A 15925-nucleotide genomic window follows, 5' to 3' on the forward strand; every position below is an offset into this window, starting at 1 on the left:
GCGTCTTGAACGCGTTCAGGCAGTCATGGGAGCGGCAGGAAAAGTGATGCGAACGCGCAGGCCGCGCCCACCCTGACCCGCATGCAGGTGCACATCGCCGCCATGGGCCCGCGCGATGTGCTGAACAATTGCCAGACCCAGGCCTGTGCCGGCGCCTTTCGCGTGGGTGCCGCGATAGAACCGGGCCCACACACGCGGCAGATCCTGTGCGGCGATGCCGGGGCCATCGTCCTCTACCTCCAAAACCACGGCGGTGCCCCGCCCGACGTCACCGTCGCGGGATGCCTCCATGCGGTGTGTGCGCACCGTGACCTGCGCACCCGAGCCGGCATGCATCGCGGCGTTGTGCAGCAAGTTACCCAGCAGCTCGCGAAGCTGCCAGGGCTCTCCCCGCATCGTGGTCGGCTCCAGCTCAAAACCCAGGTCTTGCCCGGCGCGTCGCGCGCTGTTGACCCATTCGGTGGCGCTGTCGGCGATCAGGCGCGCCAGATCAATGGTTTGCCCGCTGGCCTCTGGCTTAGCGGAGCCTTCGGCCCTTGCCAACGTCAGCAGCTGATGTGAAAGATGGGCGCCGCGCTGCGCAGCCGAGTTCAGGCGCACGAGGTGGCCATGCAGCGCTTCGGGGTGCGGCTCTTGCAAGGCTTGGGCAGATTCGGACAGGATCACCGCCAGCGGCGTGCGCAACTGGTGCGAGGCGTCGTCCAGAAAGCCACGCTGGGCTGCCGCCGCCACCCTCAGCCGCTGCAGCAGGTCGTTGATGGCATCGCCCAACAAACTCACCTCGCGCGGCAGCTGATTCACGGGCAGCGGCATCAGGGATTGCAGCGATCGCTGCGACAGCGCCTGGCTGGTCAGCCGCAAGGGGCTCAGCGATCGCGCCACCGCCACCCACGCCAACACACCCAGACACAGGGCCAACATCAACCCGGCGGCCAAGGCAGCAAGCATCACACGGCGCGATGCCTGATTGCGCTTGCCCAGCGACTCGGCCACGAGCACCGGGCAAACGCGGTCGCCACAGGGTTCACCGTAAACCACCATCCGCATCGCGTGGCCATGCCAGGGCACGTCCAGGAACTGCCTTTGCCCGGGCTGCACGGGGCGCGCCAGACCCACCAGCGCCAGCAGCGCGGGATCACCGCCCAACAGCCCGTTGCGGCCGTCGCCCACCGCGAAGACGACTTTATCCACCTGACTCGAAGTGAGGGCGCGGGCAGTCTGATCGCTGATCGGCAGAGACGGCACGCCGTGCTCCATCTGCAAAATGCCCGACAGTGCCAGCGCAGTGTCATTCAGGGCGTGGTCCAGGCTGTCCAGTGCTGGCTCCAGCGCCAGAAAGTACACCACCGCCGCGGCCAAGGGCACCAGAATCCACAGCGGCAGTAGCAGCCACGCCAGCAGGCTTCGCCGCAGGCTGGGCGGCCGACCCGGGGCGTCGTCTGTTTCGACGCCCGGCGCGGGTTCACTGGCTGGGCGGTTCATCCCGGGCTTCCAGCATGTAGCCCAGCCCGCGCACGGTGCGCAGCAGCACCATCGCCGGTTCGATCTTGGCGCGCAGGCGCGACATCAGCAGCTCCAGTGCGTTGTCGCTTACCCCGGGTCCCCAGCCTGGCACCAGGGTGTTCAGCTGCTCGCGCGCCACCACTTCACTAGAACGCGCCATCAGGTACTGCAGCACGATGGATTCGCGCGCGGTCAATGACAGGGGCCGCTCGCCCAGCCACGCGCGCTGGCTGTGGGTGTCAAAGCTCAAGTCGCCCAGCCGGTACACGCCCGCCTGGCGGTGCTCGTGCCGCCGCACCAGCGCACGCACACGGGCGATCAGCTCGGCCGGCGCGAAGGGTTTGCACAGGTAGTCGTCGGCGCCGGTTTCCAGCCCCGCGACGCGGTCGTCCACGCTGTCGCGCGCCGTCAGCACCAGGATCGGCTCCAGCCAGCCGCTGTCGCGCGCGCGGCGCAGGGTCTCCAGCCCATCGATACCCGGCAGGCCCAAGTCGAGAAGCAGGATGTCGTAGCTGTCTTGCGTCAGCGAGCGCTGCACCGGCTCACCCCGGTCGCTCACGTCCACCCGCCATCCTTGCGAGCGCAAGGCAGCGGCGATCGAATCGGCCAGATCGGTATCGTCTTCGACCAGCAGGATGTGCATGGGGCCAGCTGCTGGGGTTGGCAGTGTCGAGTGAGGCGGTCAGGGTGCGCGAGCGCCCTAAGCACGGCGCGCCGCTTACGCGGCGCGTCGAGGTCAGACGGCGTTGTCGTCCTCTTCGCCGGTGCGGATGCGGATCACACGCTCGACCGGGGTGACGAAAATCTTGCCGTCGCCGATCTTGCCGGTGCGCGCAGCCTTGATCACGGCTTCCACGCAGCGCTCGACGTCGCCGTCGGGCACCACCACCTCAATCTTCACCTTGGGCAAGAAGTCGACCACGTACTCGGCACCCCGGTACAGCTCGGTGTGGCCCTTCTGGCGCCCGAAACCCTTGACCTCGGTGACGGTGAGGCCAGTCACGCCGACTTCCGCCAGCGCTTCGCGCACCTCCTCGAGCTTGAACGGCTTGATAACGGCGGTGATTTGTTTCATGAGGGCTCCTGCAGATCAAATGGACGGATGCCAGGGGCTGTGCGGCGGGGCTTGAAACCCGCCCGGCGGCGGGCATGGCCCGCCTTCAGCCTCTGAAACGATTGGTAATAGGATAACGCCAGTCCTTGCCGAAGCTGCGGTGCGTCACCCGCGTGCCCACGGCGGCCTGCTGGCGCTTGTATTCGTTGATGCGGATCAGCCGCGCCACCTGCTCGACATCGGCGGGTTGGAAGCCCTCGGCCACCACCTCGGCCACGCTGACGTCGTTTTCCATATAGCGCTCGATGATCGCGTCCAGCACCTCGTAGGGCGGCAGGCTGTCTTGGTCGGTCTGGTCGGGGCGCAGCTCGGCCGAGGGCGGGCGCGTGATGATGCGTTCAGGAATCGGATCCAGCCCGGTCTTGAACGGGTCGTGCGCGTTGCGCCAGCGCGCCAGCTCAAACACCTTGGTTTTGACCACGTCCTTGATCGGTGCAAACCCGCCGCACATGTCGCCGTACAGCGTGCAGTAGCCCACGGCGTATTCGCTCTTGTTGCCGGTCGTCAGGATCAGGTGGCCGTGCTTGTTCGACAGCGCCATCAGCATCACGCCGCGGATGCGCGCCTGGATGTTCTCTTCGGTCGTGTCCTCGGGCTTGCCGCCAAACAGCGGTTGCAGCGAAGCCTTGAACGCCTCGAACTCCGGCACGATGGACAGCACGTCGTAGCGCACGCCCACGCGCCGCGCCATGTCCTGTGCGTCTTCCAGGCTGATGCCCGCCGTGTAGGGGCTGGGCATCATCACGGCGTGCACGTTGTCCTTGCCCAGTGCGTCCACGGCCAGCGCCAGCACCACGGCCGAATCAATGCCACCCGACAAGCCCAGCGCCACCGTCTTGAAGCCGTTCTTGCGCACGTAGTCGCGCAGGCCCAGCACCAGCGCGTCCCACAAGTCGGCGTTGTTGTCGCGCGCGGGGGCGATTCCTGCTTTCAATTCGATAGCTGCTGGCGCCCGTTCCACCTGCACGTAGAACAGTTTTTCTTCAAAACTGGGGGCGCGCCCCGCCAGCTGCGCATCCACGCCGATGGCGAAGGATTGCCCCTCGAACACCACCTCATCCTGCCCGCCCACCAGGTGCGCGTACACCAGCGGCAAGCCGCAACGCTTGACGCGCTCGATCATCATCGCCTCGCGCTCGTAGCCCTTGCCCACATGGAAGGGCGAGGCGTTGATGACGGCCAGCAGCTCGGCGCCCGCTTCCTTGGCCAGCTCGGCCGGCTCGTCAAACCAGGCGTCTTCGCAGATCAGCAGGCCGACGCTGACGCCCCCCACCTGAAACACGCACGTGCCCAGCCCCGGCACGAAATAGCGCCGCTCGTCAAACACCTGGTAGTTGGGCAGCAGGCGCTTGGCATAGGTTTCGATCACGCGGCCGTCCTGGATCACGCTGGCCGAATTGGTGCGCTGCGTGATCGACACGCTCTTGCCCTGCTGGCCGCGCCCCATAGGGTGGCCGACCACGATGACCATGCCGGTCAACCCTGCCGTCTCGCGGGCCACCGTTTTCACGGCATCATCGCAGGCGGCAATGAACGACGGGCGCAGAAAAAGGTCTTCCGCGATGTACGCGCAAATCGACAGCTCGGGCGTCAGCAGCAGCCGCGCGCCCTCGGCGTACGCCGTCTTGGCCGCATTGATGATGCGCTGCGCATTGCCGGGCATGTCGCCGACGACGAAATTCAGTTGGGCGACCGCAATCTTGAGGCTCATGGACAGTGTCTGAAATACGTTCTGCCAAGCATGGTAACGCGCTGCGTCTGCAACTTGTGGACGACCCCACCACCATCGACCCCCGCGCGTGGGATGCGCTGCTGGCGCGCCAGCGCACGCCCACGCCCTTCATGCGCCACGCATACCTGACAGCCATGCACAGCAGCGGCTCCGCCGTGCCCGCGACGGGCTGGACGCCGCGCTTCGTGCTGCTGTGGCACGGCCCTGAGGACAACGCTGAGCTGGTCGCCGCCTGCCCGCTGTACATCAAGGCGCATTCGTACGGCGAATACGTGTTCGACTGGGCCTGGGCCAACGCCTACGCTGAGCACGGCCTGCGCTACTACCCCAAGGCGCTGGTGGCGGTGCCTTTCACGCCGGTGCCCGGCTCGCGCCTATTGGCGCGCGATGCGGCGGCGCGCCAGGCGCTGGTGGGCGCGCTGATCGACTTGTGCGAGGCGCTTGAGCTGTCTTCTCTGCACGTGTTGTACGGCGACGCCGACGACCTGGCCGCGTGCGCCGACGCCGGGATGCTGCAGCGCCAGCAGGTGCAGTTTCATTGGAAGAACATGAGGCCCCCACGCTGCGCGGCTTCGCCTGCTGCGCTGCCCCCCGAGGGGGCCCTCGCCGCCTTGGGGCGGCCCGGCGACGGCGAGAAGCCCCCACGCTTCGCGGCTGCGCCTGCTTCGCTGCCCCCCGAGGGGGCCCTCGCCGCCTTGGGGCGGCCCGGCGACGGCGAGAAGCCGCCACACGGAGCGGCTTCACTGTCCGAAAGCCACGAGCGCTTCACCAGCTTCGACGACTTCCTCGCCTCGCTCAACCAGGAAAAGCGCAAGAAGATCCGGCAGGAGCGGCGCAAGGTGGCCGAGGCGGGCGTGCGCTTCCGATGGGCGCGCGGTGTCGACATCACTGCGCAAGACTGGGCGTTTTTCTACCGCTGCTACGAACGCACCTACCTGGAGCACGGCAACGCGCCCTACCTCACGCCCGCGTTCTTTGAAAGCATGGCGCGCGACATGGCAGGCGACTGGGTGCTGTTCATCGCCGAGCATGACGGGCGGCCCATTGCTAGTAGTTTGATAGCTTTCAGCGCTGGTGGCGCCTGCGCCAACGGCCAATCTGACATAGAACCCATCGCACCTGTCGCCTACGGACGCTACTGGGGCGCGCTGGAGCGCGTGGACAGCCTGCACTTTGAAGCGTGCTACTACCAGCCGCTGCAGTGGTGCATCGAGCACGGCGTGGCGCGTTTTGAAGGTGGCGCGCAGGGCGAACACAAGATGGCCCGCGCGCTGATGCCCGTGGCCACGCCCAGCGCGCACTGGCTTGCCCACCCAGCGTTTGCCGACGCGGTGGAGCGCTTTTTGCAGCGCGAATCCGAAGGCATGGCCGACTACCTGTCGCACCTGGACGAGCGGTCGCCTTTTCGGCATGCCCAGCCGCCTGGGAAACCCGGGGCCTGAGTCGCCTGCCGGGCTTTGCCCGCGCGCTCGCCACCCGCGCCAAAAACCAAACGGGGCCGCAGCCCCGTTCACACATTCGACACAGCGTGGCGGCGCCGGGGCCACCCGCTGCGCTTAACCACTCAGGGGTGGCTGCGGCGCACCTTGCGCACGTGCTTGCGCTTGCCCTTGGCTTTGCGCGTGGCCTTGCGGGGTGCCTCGTAAACCACCTGGGCGGTCTTCAGGTCGTAATACCGATCCAGCGCCACGCCGCAATCGCGATCAGCACTGCCGAAAACCATGGTGGAACCTTGACCGTAGGCGTAAGGCACCGTCTGGTGCAGCTGGTAGGCCATGTCCACCGGCGGCGTGGAGCTTTCTTGCAGCACCTGCCCCTTGGGGCCCAGCACGGTGTAGCACCCGGCGTGCGCGCCGGCGGCCAGGACGAGGGTAGCGAGGAAGGTGACAGACTTTTTCATGGCTTTATTTTGCAACAGCGTGTAGACGCTTCACCCAAGTCTGCCCGACGCGGCTGGCTTGTCAAGCCGCCGAGGGTGGTCTGCCCGGTTCGGCGTGACTAAAAAGCCGCCAGTGTCGCTTTCAGCCCGCACTGTTGCCCTGCCAATGCCTGGGTTTGATCGGCTGCAACCCGCGCACCAGGGCAGTCCGCCCGCGCCCGCAACCTCAGCCCTGCGAACGTCCGTCCTGCAGGCTGCGCTGCGCGAGTATCAGGCGCGCCTGGCGCAGCAAAGCATCCGAGGGCTGATTGGGGTTGTGCGCCACCGCCATGCTCCAGATGTTGCGCCCCACTTGCACAGGCGTCATCAGCAAGCCCCACGGAAACCCCCACCATCCGGCCACGGCACTGATCGCCAGATCGCCAGCCTGCGCTTTCACGCCACAGCGTCGGCACAGGATGTGCGGTGTGCTCTTCCAACGCGTGAACAGAATCGCGGACCACACCTGGTAGGAATCACGAACATCCACCGGCCCCTGACCCGAGCACTTGGGACAGTTGCCCGAGTGAACCTGGTTGGCGAACGCCACGACATCGCCGTCGGGTATCTGCCTGACACGGTTCAGCAGCACCCCTTGCCCTGCACAGGTGTCGTTGCAATACCGCTGGTCGCCCATCCTCTTGCCACCAAACAAAATGGTGGTGCCACAGGCGTCGCATTTGGCCATGATTGCTCCCTCTTCTTGATACCGATGTGGGGCCTGCATGACCGCCTTGCGTGGCTGCAGCCACCGTCCGCTCCTGGCAGACGACCGCTCCTGCGACCCCTTATGAGCCTCCACTATAGAAGGCGCCGCCGTCATCCACCGGTCAGATTTGTGTCCATCCGCTGCCTGCCGCAAACCGCTCTTCCAGCTGCCGTACCAGCGCTTCGCGGTCTGCATGCGACCCGCCTTTGTGACCATGGCCACGCTCCCAATCCGGGTGGCCGCGCGCCTGGCTGAGGGCGCGCACCACGTTCTGCAGGCCGTCGTCGACATGCGCGTCGTCCACTTGTAGCCGGGCCACGGCGGCGTGGCCGCGCTGCTCCAGTGCACGGGCCAGATCGAGCAGGTGGTCGACCAGCAGCAGCAGCACGGGGTCTTCCACCGTCAGCTCTTGCACGCCGTTCAGGCGGTTTTCCAGCTTGCGCCACAGGGGGCGCCAGCCGCCCGATGCGGCGCCGCCGATGGTGGCACCCAGCGTGGTGGCGGCGCCCAGCGACAGGCCGGCCATGGCCACGTCGGCCACGGCGCCCAGGCCCGCGCCGATCATGGCGCCCAGGCCCAGGCGCTTGCCCGCGGCCTTGAGCAGCTCAGGGTTGAACAGGTCGTCTTCCCAGCGGCCGGCCAGTTGGGGCAGCTCGGCCAGTTCGGCGTCGGTTGCGCGAAAGGCGAAGACGGCCAGCAGCTCATCGGTGGCGTGGCGGGCGTGGCGGCGCACGTCGTCCTGAAAGGCGCGCACAAAGGCTTTTTGCCGCGCCTCGTCGGCGAATTCTTCGGCGGGCAGTGCGCGGCGCATGGCGGCTACGTCGATCAGGGTGCTGGCGATCACGCGGCAGGCGGCCAGGCGGCGCTCGCGGGCCTGCTGGGCCAGTGCGTCGACGATGCCCGCCAGCTGCTGGCGGCGCGCGGGCAGCAGCGTGGCCAGGTCGCTGTAGAGCTGGTGTTCTGAGCCGTTGAAGGGCGCCACCGCGTCAAATTCGACCCGCGCGTGCAGGCCGCTTTCCAGCAGCGCCTGGTGCCATTCGGCGCTGCGGCTGTTCACATAGCGCATGAAGTTGAGCACGGGCATGACGGGCTTGGCGCACCAGGTCAGCGCCTCGATTTCGGCGCGGAACTTGGGCAGCACCGGCTCGCGCGTGTCGATGACCAGCATGGCGGCGTCGGCCTCATCCATCAGGGCGCGCAGCACTTTGGCTTCCTGCTCGAAGCTGGCGCGCGCCTCGGGGCCGGCCAGAAAGGCGCGCACCTTGGCCGGGCGCGATTCGCCGGGCAGCTGTTGCAAGTAGTCGAGCAGCGCGACCGAATCCTCCAGCCCCGGCGTGTCGATGAAGCGCACCGCCACGCGGCCGTCCAGCCGCAGGTCGATGGCTTCGGCGTGGCGCGTGGTGCCGGGGCGGTCAGACACTTCGCCAAAGTCGACGTTGCGCGTCAGTGTGCGCAGCAGCGAGGTTTTGCCCGCGTTGGTGTGGCCGACGATGGCGATGCGCAGCGGCTCGGGGCTCATGGCGTGGGTGCGGGCGATGCCGCGTGGGGTTCGGGTTGGTGTTGCGGGGTAGCTTGCGCTATCCAATTCGTAGCTGCTGGCGCAGATGGCACCATCGCCAGCGCCGAAAAACCTTCTGATTGCAGCCAGCGCTGCCAGCGGGCGATGGCGGGGGTATCGGCGGGGGTTTCGCCCCCCGCGCTCGCGCCTTCACCTGCGGCGCTGGGCGCGGCGGCAGCCACCGGCCACAGCGCCACGCGCCCGGCCTGGCGGGCGGCCTCGCGCACAAAGCGGGCGGTGCCCCGGTCGGGGCTGGATGGCGCGTGCACCACCAGCAGCAGCGATTCGGGCCGCGTGGCCGCCAGCTGGGCCAGCGCCTGTTGTCGCTCAGCCGCGCTGCCCGACACGCGCAGGGGCGCGGCCGACCCGGCGGGCGTGGGCGGCAGGCCGGGCGCGGGCCAGGCTTGCTCGGGCGGCAGCTCGAAGCCGATCACCGCCAGCGAACCGGGCGCGCCCGGTGGGCCCAGCGCCGGGGCGGGCGTGGCGGCGGCGGTGGGGCGGTGTTCGGGGTCGATCACCTGGGGTGGTGGCTCCAGCGCGTCCAGGCGCTGCACGATGCGGCGCACGTACGGGTCGGCCATGTCCACCTCGGCCATGCGGCGTGCCCCGGCGCGCCAGCGCGCGATGCTGAAGGCCGCCAGCAGCGCGCGCGGCAGCAGGCCATAGACCAGCACGCAGCCCATCAGCCACCAGGCCCAGTCGCTCTGCGCGGCGCCGCCCGCAGCGGCCTGCCCGCCCACGGTGCCCATGCGCTGCACGGCGGCGGCGTCGGGCACGGGAAAGCCCAGCAGGCCGGGCAGCGCGCCGGTGATTTGCACAAAGCGCTCAAAAAAAGCGGGGCTGAGGATGGTGGTTTCCCACGTCAGCTGGTAGGCGTGAAAGGCAAAGCCAAAGGCCAGCACCGCCAGCATCAGCGCGAAGGCGATGGTCCAGATCCCGTGGCTGATGGCGCCCGTCAGCCACGCCAGCAGGCGCTGGCGCGACAGCAGCGCCGTGGCCGACTGCAGCAGCGTGAGCGAATGCGGCCCCCGGTCCGGCGGCAGCCGCGCCGTCAGCCACAGCGCCAGCCGCCCCAGCCAGGAGCCCGCGCCGCCGCCCGACGCCACCGCGCCCACCAACCAGATCAGCAGGGTGAGCAGGTGCAGCCCCAGCAGGCTGACGAAGGCCGCCACCGCGTTGATGCTGCGCCCCTCGCCCAGCACCGCGCGCGCCGTGCCCAGGCTGGCCAGCGCGACCAGGGCAGCCAGGGCCAGCAGCACGCCCCAGCCCACCGGGCGCCAGCGGGCCAGCTCAGCCTGCAGGCCCAGGCGCTGCCCCAGCAGCCACGCACGCTGGCGCACCTGCGCGGCGCGGGTCGGCTGGGTGTGAAACGCCTGCTGCAGCGCGCTGGCGTCGTCCAGCGGGCCCGCCGCTTCAATGCGCTGCACGGCGTCCAGCACCAGCGCGGTGGCAAGCGGGCTGGGCGGCGCGGCGGCAGAGGTGGCGTGGTCGGTGGGGGCTGCGGTCATAGGGTTCGCGGGATTATCCCGCGCGCCCGGCGGCGTGCGGCGGCGTGCGTGCCCCGTCGGATTTGCTGCGAATTGCATAGCGTCCAGCGCTCTACGGGCAAGCGCTGGAAGGGCTTTTGACTCGCAACCTCTCTACCTGAACACGGCCCAGCCGCCTGATCTGGCAGAGGCTGGCGCACCACCGCCTCGCCGTGACCGCCTTGGGCCATGCACTCCCTGTCCCGTATCTGCTTCTGGCCTTGATCTACTTCTTGCAAGTGGTTCGATTTGCCCAGCCGTGCCTCACCGACGCTAAAAAGGCACAGCCAAGCGAATAGGCACACGCGGCGCGATCTGACTAGGCCCGCCAGCCCATCGCCACGCCCGCCGCAGACCCGCCCCATACCCGTCGCACACCCGCCGCCCATGCGGGCACCCCTGGCCATCGCCGATAGCGCGCGGCTCGCCCCCTCCCCGGCGGCCGCCACGCGCGCAAGCGACCGCGCCCGCAGCCCTGCGCTGCTACCCTCGCGCGCATGTCCGCTCCTCGCGCCCACCTCAGCCCCGGCGGCCTGTGGCATTGGCTCAGCCAGCGCCCGGCGCTGCTGCTGATCCTCACCACGCTGATCTGGGGCAGCAACGCCGTCGCGGCGCGGCTGGCGGTGGGCCAGGTGTCGCCCATGATGCTGACCACCGCGCGCTGGTCCATCGCCTGCGTGGCGCTGTGGGTGGTGGCGCGGCGGCAGGTGATGGCGCACTGGCCGGTGCTGCGGCCGCGCTGGCGCTACCTGCTGCTGATGGGCACTTGCGGCTACACCGCGTTCAATGCGCTGTTCTACGCAGCGGCGCACCACACCAGTGCGGTGAACCTGGCGCTGATCCAGGGCGTGATTCCGGTGCTGGTGCTGCTGGGCGGCGCGCTGTTTCTGCGGCTGCGCGTGGTGCCACTGCAGATGCTGGGCGTGGCCGTCACTCTGGCGGGCGTGGCCATCGTGGCGTCGCGCGGGCAATGGGGCGCGCTGGCGGCGATGGCCTTCAACGCGGGCGATGTGGCCATCTTGCTCGCTTCGCTGCTGTACGCGGGCTACACGCTGGGCCTGCGCAGCCGCCCGGCCGTGCCGCCGCTGGTCTTCTTTGCCGCCGTAGCGAGCGTGGCGGCGCTGGTGTCGCTGCCGCTGCTGGCGGCCGAGGTGCTGGCCGGGCGCTTTTTCTGGCCCACGCCGCTGGGCTGGCTGATCGTGCTGTACGTGGGGCTGATGCCGTCGTTCGTGTCGCAGATCTTCTTCATCCGCGGGGTGGAACTGCTGGGCCCGGCGCGCGCCAGCGTGTTCCTGAACCTGAACCCCGTCTTCGGCCCCGCCCTGGCCGTGCTGCTGCTGGGCGAGCCGATGCATGCCTACCACGTGGTTGCGCTGGTGATGGTGCTGGGCGGCATTGGGGTGGCTGAGCGGCTGGGGGTGCGGCGCGGCGGATGACCACGCGGGCGAACGGGCCGTGCGCCCAGGCTGGCAAGGCCTGCTCGGGATTGGTTTGCTACTGTTTAAATAGCTGCCAACGCTTGTCTAACCAGCGCTGAAGGGCAATTTCATAACCCAACTTCAGCGCCAAGCGCTGCCGGGTCGCGCACCCCACGCGGTTGCGCCAGTCCCTCAAATTACCCAATTTCAGTGATAAACACAGGCTGTCAACCTGTTTACCTTTGCTGACACCCAGCCCGCCAGCCAGCGCCACGCCTGGCCTGCGTCGGGCAGGCCCTTTCACCACCGTCAGCCGTCAGCGAGCCCTTTCATGCGCCTTCGATCCCTATCCGCCTCCTGGTTTCGCACCGCCCTGCTGGCCTGCGGCCTGTCGCTGCTGGCCGCCGCGCCCGCCCAGGTACAGACCATGACGCAGAACTTTGATGGGCTTACCTGTTCGAGCACTAGCGGCACGGCGATTCCCGCCAACACGGGCGGTCTAACGTGGACGAACTTTCTTTGCTTGAATGGGAGCAGCTTCGGCACCGCCACCGAGAACGGGTACCGTCCGGGAACCCAGTCCGCGCCCAATATCATTTTCAGCTCCCCAATGTTCCAACCAGCGCAGGTAACCCCCTTTGGCGGCGGCGTCTTCACGCTCAACAGCGCCTACCTGACGGCGGCCTGGAACGACGGGCTTCAGGTCAGGGTAGAGGCGTTCCGCAGCGGGGCCAGCGTCCAGGTGCTGACCTTTACGCCCAGCGCCACCACCGCCACGCTGGTCACATTCCCCGGCATGGTCAACGTGGATCGGGTCGTTTTCTCATCCGCAGGTGGCACGCTCCACCCAGGCTACGTGGGCAGCGGCAATACCACGCACTTTGTACTGGACGACGTGAACTACACCCTGGTCACGGCGCACGCCATCACCGTGGCCCCTGCGCCGATCAACGGCACGCTGTCTTGCACGCCCACCCTGGTACCCAACGGCACCAACGCCACCTGCACTGCCACACCCGCCCCCGGTTATCAAGTGAGCACCTTCAGCGGCTGCACCCGCGTAGGCACCTCCAATGACTGCCAGTTGACCAACGTGACGGCGCCCGCCACGGTGTCTGCCACTTTTACCCCGATCACCTACCCGATCACCATCACCCCGCCCAGCAACGGCACGCTGGCCTGCACGCCCAACCCCGTGAACCACGGCAGCAGCGCCACCTGCACCGCCACACCCGCCCCCGGTTATCAAGTGAGCACCTTCAGCGGCTGCACCCGCGTAGGCACCTCCAATGACTGCCAGTTGACCAACGTGACGGCGCCCGCCACGGTGTCGGCCACATTTGCCCTGGCGACCTACACGATCACTGCCGCGAATGACCCCAATGGCACGCTGACGTGCACGCCCAACCCGGTCACCCACGGCGGCAATGTGACCTGCATGGCCACGCCGGCAGCGGGTTATCCGCTGAGCGGCTTCACGGGCTGCACCCAGGTGGGCACGGGCAACACCTGCACGCTGACCAACGTGACGGGGCCTGCCACCGTGGCGGCCGTCTTCACGGTGGCCATACCGACGCTGAGCCAGTGGGCGCTGATGCTGCTGGGCCTGGGTGCGGCGGGCCTGGGCGCGCGGCGCCTGCGACGAGCGGCCTGACGGACCAGCCCGGCGCGCGCAGCGCGCCGCCCCAAAGACAAAGCGCCTGCGGCATCTGAAGCCGCAGGCGCTTTGTTTTTGATAGCTGCCAGCGCTTGTCCAACCAGCGCTGAAGGGCAATTTCATAACCCAACTTCAGCGCCAAGCGCTGCCGGGTCGCGCACCCCACGCGGTTGCGCCAACCCCGCAAATTACCCAATTTCAGCGATAGACACAGGCGGTTTACTTGCTTACCTTCGCTGACACCGAACCCGCCAGCCAGCGCCGCGGCCGTCCTGGATTCGGTGCGCCCTTTCACCAACCTCCGCCTTCAGCGAGCCCTTTCATGCGCCTTCGATCGATATCCGCCCCCTGGCTTCGCTCCGCCCTGCTGGCCTGCGGCCTGTCGCTGCTGGTCGCCGCGCCGGCCCAGGCCCAGACCATGACGCAGAACTTTGATGGGCTTACCTGTTCGAGCGCCAACACCGCATCCCCGGTTCCCGCCAACACGGGCGGTCTCACGTGGACGAACTTTCTTTGCCTGAATTCCAGCGGCTACGGCACCCCCACCAACAACGGATACCGCCCGGCGACGCGCTCCCAGCCCAATGTGATATTGGGCGCCCCATCTGTCGTCAACCAGGTCACGCGCTCTGGCGGCGGCGTCTTCACGCTCAACAGCGCCTACCTGACGGCGGCCTGGAACGACGGCCTTCAGGTACGTGTAGAGGCGTTTCGCAGCGGGGCCAGCGTCCAGGTACTGACCTTTACGCCCAGCGCCAGCGCCGCCACACTGGTCAACTTCACCGGCATGGTCAACGTGGATCGGGTGGTTTTCTCTGCCTCGGGTGGCAGGCAGCACCCAGGCTATCAAGGGGGCGGTGGCGGTTGGGAGCACTTCGCGCTGGATGACGTGAACTACACCCTGGGCACGGTGCACGCGATCACCGTGGCCCCCGCGCCAGTCAACGGCACGATGTCTTGCGCGCCCACCCTGGTGCCCAACGGCACCAACGCCACCTGCACGGTCACGCCCGCCCCGGGCTACTTCGTGGCCAGCTTCACCGGCTGCACCCGCGTAGGCACCACCAATGACTGTCAGTTGACCAACGTGACCGCACCGGCCACGGTGTCGGCCACGTTTGCGCCCATCACCTACCCGATCACCATCACGCTGCCCAGCAACGGCACGCTGGCCTGCACGCCCAACCCCGTGAACCACGGCAGCAGCGCCACCTGCACCGCCACACCCGCCACGGGTTACACCTTGGCCAGCTTCTCTGGCGCCTGCACCCGCGTAGGCACCACCAATGACTGCCAGTTGACCAACGTGACGGCGCCGGCCACGGTGTCTGCCACGTTTGCCCAGATCACCTACCCGATCACCATCACGCTGCCCAGCAACGGCACGCTGGCCTGCACGCCCAACCCCGTGAACCACGGCAGCAGCGCCACCTGCACCGCCACACCCGCCACGGGTTACACCTTGGCCAGCTTCTCTGGCGCCTGCACCCGCGTAGGCACCACCAATGACTGCCAGTTGACCAACGTGACAGCGCCGGCCACGGTCTCTGCCACGTTTGCCCAGATCACCTACCCGATCACCATCACCCCACCCAGCAACGGCACGCTGGCTTGCGCGCCCAACCCTGCCGCCCACGGCGGCAACGTGACTTGCACGGCCACGCCGGCAGCGGGCTATGCCGTGACCAGCTTCTCCGGCGGTTGCACCCGCGTGGGTACGGGCAACACCTGCACGCTGACCAACGTGACGGCGCCCGCCACGGTGTCGGCCACGTTTGCCCTGGCGACCTACACGATCACTGCCGCGAATGACCCCAATGGCACGCTGACGTGCACGCCCAACCCGGTCACCCATGGCGGCAACGTCACTTGCACAGCCACGCCGGCAGCGGGTTATCTGCTGAGCGGCTTCACGGGCTGCACCCAGGTGGGTACGGGCAACACCTGCACGCTGAGCAATGTGACGGGGCCTGCCTCCGTGGCGGCCGTATTCACGGTGGCCATACCGACGCTGAGCCAGTGGGCGCTGATGCTGCTGGGCCTGGGTGCGGCGGGCCTGGGTGCACGGCGCCTGCGACGAGCGGCCTGACGGGCCAGCCCGGCGCATGCAGCGCGCCGCCCCAAAGCAAAGCGCCTGCGGCATCTGAAGCCGCAGGCGCTTTGTTTTTGATAGCTGCCAGCGCTTGTCTAACCAGCGCTAGCAGCCAATTCGGCACTTACTTCTTGTAGGCTGCCATGCCGTCGGCGATTTCCTTGTGGGCGGCTTCGGGGCCTTCCCAGCCCAGCACCTTGACCCACTTGCCGGCTTCCAGGTCTTTGTAGTGCTCGAAGAAGTGGGTGATGGCCTTCAGGCGCATCACGTTCACGTCGTCGGCTTTCTTCCAGTGGCTGTAGATGGGCAGGATTTTGTCGGTGGGCACGGCCAGCACCTTGCCGTCCACGCCGGCTTCGTCTTCCATCATCAGAATGCCCAGCGCGCGGCAGGTAACCACCACGCCCGACTGCAGCGGGTAGGGGGTGATGACCAGCACGTCCACCGGGTCGCCGTCGCCCGACAGGGTCTGCGGCACATAGCCGTAGTTGGTCGGGTAGTACATGGCGGTGGTCATGAACCGGTCGACGAACAGCGCGCCGGATTCCTTGTCCACCTCGTACTTGATGGGGTCGGAATTCATCGGGATTTCGATGACCACGTTGAACTCTTCCGGGGCTTTCTTGCCGGGGGTGACTTTCTCGAGCGACATGCGTTGGTTTTCCGTTCTTGAAGGGGTGGGCGGTAGCCCACGATCA

Annotated in this window: 13 protein-coding genes; 4 read left to right on the forward strand and 9 right to left on the reverse strand. The window is 67.8% G+C overall.

Annotated features, from left to right (window positions below):
* Positions 1-15: 15 nt before the first annotated feature.
* The 4 genes from C6570_RS14355 to C6570_RS14370 form a co-directional block, all read right to left on the reverse strand.
* Entirely contained in the window at positions 16-1482 is a 1467-nt protein-coding gene (locus C6570_RS14355; protein WP_106703826.1) for a sensor histidine kinase, read from the reverse strand.
* Complete coding sequence (locus tag C6570_RS14360) at positions 1463-2146, reverse strand: response regulator (RefSeq protein ID WP_106703827.1); 684 nt, start codon at positions 2144-2146, stop codon at positions 1463-1465. The genes C6570_RS14355 and C6570_RS14360 overlap by 20 nt, the downstream gene beginning before the upstream one ends.
* 93 nt (positions 2147-2239) lie before the next feature.
* Positions 2240-2578: a P-II family nitrogen regulator gene (locus tag C6570_RS14365; RefSeq protein ID WP_106703828.1), complete on the reverse strand. Its 339-nt coding sequence runs from the start codon at positions 2576-2578 to the stop codon at positions 2240-2242.
* 85 nt (positions 2579-2663) lie between these two features.
* Positions 2664-4328, reverse strand: coding sequence for an NAD+ synthase (locus C6570_RS14370; RefSeq protein WP_106703829.1), 1665 nt, complete (start codon positions 4326-4328; stop codon positions 2664-2666).
* 56 nt (positions 4329-4384) lie between these two features.
* On the opposite strand from C6570_RS14370, the gene C6570_RS14375 reads away from it, so the two are divergent.
* On the forward strand, positions 4385-5791 hold the full coding sequence (locus C6570_RS14375; protein WP_245896205.1) for a GNAT family N-acetyltransferase: 1407 nt from the start codon (positions 4385-4387) through the stop codon (positions 5789-5791).
* A gap of 122 nt (positions 5792-5913) precedes the next feature.
* Here C6570_RS14375 and C6570_RS14380 read toward each other — a convergent pair whose 3' ends face one another.
* From C6570_RS14380 to C6570_RS14395, 4 genes are all read right to left on the reverse strand, one after another.
* Positions 5914-6249, reverse strand: a complete 336-nt coding sequence (locus C6570_RS14380) for a hypothetical protein (protein ID WP_106703830.1) — start codon at positions 6247-6249, stop codon at positions 5914-5916.
* A 205-nt stretch (positions 6250-6454) separates the two neighbouring features.
* A complete protein-coding gene (locus C6570_RS14385; RefSeq protein WP_106703831.1) occupies positions 6455-6955 on the reverse strand; it encodes a hypothetical protein in 501 nt (166 codons plus the stop codon).
* Between the two features lie 142 nt (positions 6956-7097).
* Positions 7098-8495 carry a GTPase/DUF3482 domain-containing protein gene (locus tag C6570_RS14390; protein ID WP_106703832.1) on the reverse strand — a complete coding sequence of 466 codons (1398 nt, stop codon included), beginning with the start codon at positions 8493-8495 and terminating at the stop codon, positions 7098-7100.
* On the reverse strand, positions 8492-10042 hold the full coding sequence (locus tag C6570_RS14395; protein ID WP_106703833.1) for a DUF2868 domain-containing protein: 1551 nt from the start codon (positions 10040-10042) through the stop codon (positions 8492-8494). The genes C6570_RS14390 and C6570_RS14395 overlap by 4 nt, the downstream gene beginning before the upstream one ends.
* Before the next feature lie 515 nt (positions 10043-10557).
* Between C6570_RS14395 and C6570_RS14400 the strand changes: the two genes are divergently transcribed.
* The 3 genes from C6570_RS14400 (at position 10558) to C6570_RS14410 (ending at position 15224) form a co-directional block, all read left to right on the forward strand.
* Positions 10558-11496, forward strand: coding sequence for a DMT family transporter (locus C6570_RS14400; protein ID WP_106703834.1), 939 nt, complete (start codon positions 10558-10560; stop codon positions 11494-11496).
* Positions 11497-12088: 592 nt separating this feature from the next.
* Positions 12089-13132, forward strand: coding sequence for an IPTL-CTERM sorting domain-containing protein (locus C6570_RS14405; RefSeq protein WP_164675549.1), 1044 nt, complete (start codon positions 12089-12091; stop codon positions 13130-13132).
* Between the two features lie 325 nt (positions 13133-13457).
* The gene (locus C6570_RS14410; protein WP_106703836.1) at positions 13458-15224 is read left to right on the forward strand and encodes an IPTL-CTERM sorting domain-containing protein; all 1767 of its coding nucleotides are present in this window, start codon (positions 13458-13460) and stop codon (positions 15222-15224) included.
* 127 nt (positions 15225-15351) lie between these two features.
* Here the strand turns inward: C6570_RS14410 and ppa are convergent, their stop codons facing one another.
* The gene (gene ppa / locus C6570_RS14415; RefSeq protein WP_106703837.1) at positions 15352-15879 is read right to left on the reverse strand and encodes an inorganic diphosphatase; all 528 of its coding nucleotides are present in this window, start codon (positions 15877-15879) and stop codon (positions 15352-15354) included.
* Positions 15880-15925 lie beyond the last annotated feature (46 nt).

Source organism: Ottowia oryzae (assembly GCF_003008535.1).
Taxonomy (GTDB): Bacteria; Pseudomonadota; Gammaproteobacteria; order Burkholderiales; family Burkholderiaceae_C; genus Ottowia; species Ottowia oryzae.